4 protein-coding genes are annotated in these 3,169 nt (G+C 31.9%); 3 read left to right on the top strand and 1 reads right to left on the bottom strand.

Annotated elements, in window-relative coordinates:
- Nucleotides 1–459 precede the first annotated feature (459 nt).
- The 3 genes from OM075_RS24630 to OM075_RS24620 all read left to right on the top strand — a co-directional run bounded on the left by OM075_RS24630 (nt 460) and on the right by OM075_RS24620 (nt 2,721).
- On the top strand, nt 460–918 hold the full coding sequence (locus OM075_RS24630) for a hypothetical protein (protein WP_301193223.1): 459 nt from the start codon (nt 460–462) through the stop codon (nt 916–918).
- A gap of 195 nt (nt 919–1,113) precedes the next feature.
- A complete protein-coding gene (locus tag OM075_RS24625) occupies nt 1,114–1,827 on the top strand; it encodes a hypothetical protein (RefSeq protein ID WP_301193222.1) in 714 nt (237 codons plus the stop codon).
- Nucleotides 1,828–1,833: 6 nt separating this feature from the next.
- Complete coding sequence (locus OM075_RS24620) at nt 1,834–2,721, top strand: hypothetical protein (RefSeq protein WP_301193221.1); 888 nt, start codon at nt 1,834–1,836, stop codon at nt 2,719–2,721.
- 47 nt (nt 2,722–2,768) lie between these two features.
- Here the strand turns inward: OM075_RS24620 and OM075_RS24615 are convergent, their stop codons facing one another.
- Entirely contained in the window at nt 2,769–2,945 is a 177-nt protein-coding gene (locus OM075_RS24615) for a hypothetical protein (protein WP_301193220.1), read from the bottom strand.
- Between the last annotated feature and the right edge of the window lie 224 nt (nt 2,946–3,169).

Below are 3,169 nucleotides of genomic sequence, written 5' to 3'. Positions count from 1 at the left end.
TCTTATTTAAACTATCAAACACCTGATGAGTATGGAAAGGTGGTTATCAGAAATGTGGCTTAACTTTTTGTCTAGTTTTTTATTGCAATTCCACTTCGTCTTAAGTTTTACTGGAGCCAGGTAACTAACTATTGCTTCACTTAGCCCTTTATTCTTGTCTCATAGCTCTCTGCACCATGCACTTCGCTCTCTGCTCTCAACTCTCAGCTCTTTGCAAATAACTTTTTACCCTAAAATTGAAACCTTTGACTGTTAAATCTGTATATTCGAACTATAATTATAAATAACGGAAATACAATACATAGCAAATATAAACGTAAGTCAATGACGCTTACAACACCCCAATGGTTATGTATACGTAATATAATGACGGATACATTTTAAGGGTGGATATATTTCTAATTTGGCGGGCATTAAACCACACAGCTTCAAACAAGTATTAAAGAACTTATAAGAAATATGACTTTAGAAAAAATTATTGAAGAAATTGAAGGTTATTACGTAGATTCAGACACGGAAGACGCTGAAATAATTAGTTTTTTTGAAGCAATTGGAGATAAAATATACAAAATAAGAAATATTAATAACTTAGATAAATCAAGACTAATAACTTCATTTTTTAACTATTTGAAGAATCAAACTCCTGAACTTGAAGAAAATTGGACTTTTATTCATTTACTTGAAGACATTGATAAACCCAAGTATTCAATATATAATGACATCTTAATTGAGACAAACAAAACAAGACCGACCTATACTTCAGTCTTGCTTTTAAATCGACACATAAATTCAATTGAATCGGGAAACAGCGAAAATTATATAGACTTATTAAGAGAAATAAGTGAAAATAAAGGAATTCACGAAGATATAAGAGAAATCGCCGCCGAATTCTATCAATATCAATTAACAAAGAAATAAAAACGCCAGCCAACCCGCTGGAATAAAGCATTGCGCGGTTTGCTCGTCCTGACACCTTAGTCTACCGTCTTAGTCCCCCTATTGGGTGACACGACACCACGACCAATGCGCCACGACTTCATCCAGCAAAACGTTGGCGCAAATTTAAAAAGCAACTTAGAATTTTATTTTTCAATATTATAACAAGTAATTCAAATGAGAAGATTGTATTTAGTACTTAGTTTAATATTTATATCTAATATTAATAGCTATACTCAAGAGCATGAAGCAACAGTATATGATGCTGAAGTAATTAAACAAATAATCTTTTTTACAGATACAATCTATAAGCTTAAAGATGTTGAAGATGGTAAATGGTCTGTCTATTTTGATAAAGAAAAAACAAAGCTTTTTCTATCTGCAAATATCAGGAACGGACAAGAAATCGGAACTACCCAGAAGTATCATAAAACTGGTGTTTTAGCTAGTGAAAGAATATACGGTAAGGAAGTTCGTGATAGTATTGTTAAAAAATGGGATTCTAGCGGAATTTTAAAGTATGCTAAGTACTCAAGCACTACCTCTATATATGAAGTTGAATATTATGATGCAGATAAAGTGAAGAGCGAACAATATCTAATAACAGATGACCAACCAAAGTTATTAATAGAATACTACTCAAATTCGAATATTAAATCCATTAAAACCTATTCTGTAGTTGAAAGTGGTACGGTTCCGTTTCAATTCATAGAATATTCAGAAAATGGAACTGCATATAAAGAATCAACATTAAAAACAGAATATATAAGAGAAGGAGATAATATAATAGAAAGGATATTAAGTACTCCTTATCGGTATTTTGTTAATAATATGCCTGTTAGTCAGGAGATTTACGAGAAACATATAAAAACTTGCGCCAACAATGGCTAATAAAGCATGGCGCGGTTTGCTCGTCTTGACACTTGTCTCTATCGTCGAGTCTTTCCTTCGGTTGACACGACACCACGAAAAAAGCGCCATGACTTCATAGTCTTAACGTTGGCTTTATCTCGAAACGATGCACAGATCCTGACTAAAACAGGAAGATTGATGCTAGAGAATAAAACAATGCGATTAGGAAATTTAATAATCTATAAAAACAGTAAAGTTGAATTAGGCGAACTATCGCTAGGAAATGAATGCAATTTTGATTATCCGAGTTTATTAATTCTGAATGAGGAAATTATTTGGAAACATCCATTTTCAGCATGGGAGATAGAACATTGGTTTGACTTGACAAAGTGTACAATTAGATATGTAATAATATCAGCTCTAATAAAAAAAGCAATTCGACTCATTATCATAGAGCACAAATATGTTGTTTTTAATCAACCTATACTTGAATATTTATCCTTTAGAATTGAAAATAACAAATTTATTGAGAGTAATGATTTATTGGAAATTCAGTTGAAATCAATAGTTACCTCAAAAACTAACAAAAAGGAGAAATATATAAAATTGAAATCCTTGATTAAAGCTTTAACAAATGAATTTTATGGTGGTGTAACTTTAAAACCAGGAAGAGAATTTCTGAAAGCAGTGATGCATAATTCAGCGGATAAATTAAACATGCTGAACGTGAAATATAATCCCAAAAGTTTCAGACATAAAGATGATTTTTCTGTTCAAATCCAACCTGAACTTAAAAGTAAAATTTCTGAGGATAATAAATTAATTAAAGAAATTGAAGAGAATTCAAAAAATGAGAATGGGCTTTTTGCAGAATTCTATTCCGAGCTAGACTTATGTGTAGAGAAGGTTTTAAAAGATTATTATCCAGATTAAGAATCAACTATGCGCAACAATGGTTAATAAAGCATAATTGAGCCGGCTCATTTTGGTTGGTTTGTAGCTTCGGCAATCACCACCAAATCTTTGATTTGACATAAAAATAAAAATATAAAAACAAAATATGCGCTTTGGCTTAGCTTAGTTTGGAAGTCAGTAAGGTTAAGTACTATTAGGCTCCATGCGGCAGGCCGTTGCCAGCCAATATTGAAATCAGGCATCTGATTAATATTTATAAAGGAGTATAAGTGTGGAATCAAATAAATACGTAGAAATGTAACTCAATTATAAATTTCTAATATGACAAAAATGAATAGAACAATCAAAGTATTTACAGGTAGTGAGGTAATGGTAGATATTCCGGTGATGTTGACCCCTCATTCCGGTCATATTGACCCCCTTGGATTTGGGTAACTAAAAATGGTTAGTGTGACAAAATTACATC

Origin of the sequence: Plebeiibacterium sediminum, from assembly GCF_026013605.1 — a bacterium.
GTDB lineage: Bacteria > Bacteroidota > Bacteroidia > Bacteroidales > Marinilabiliaceae > Saccharicrinis > Saccharicrinis sediminus.
This window is presented reverse-complemented; position numbering and strand designations above follow the sequence as displayed.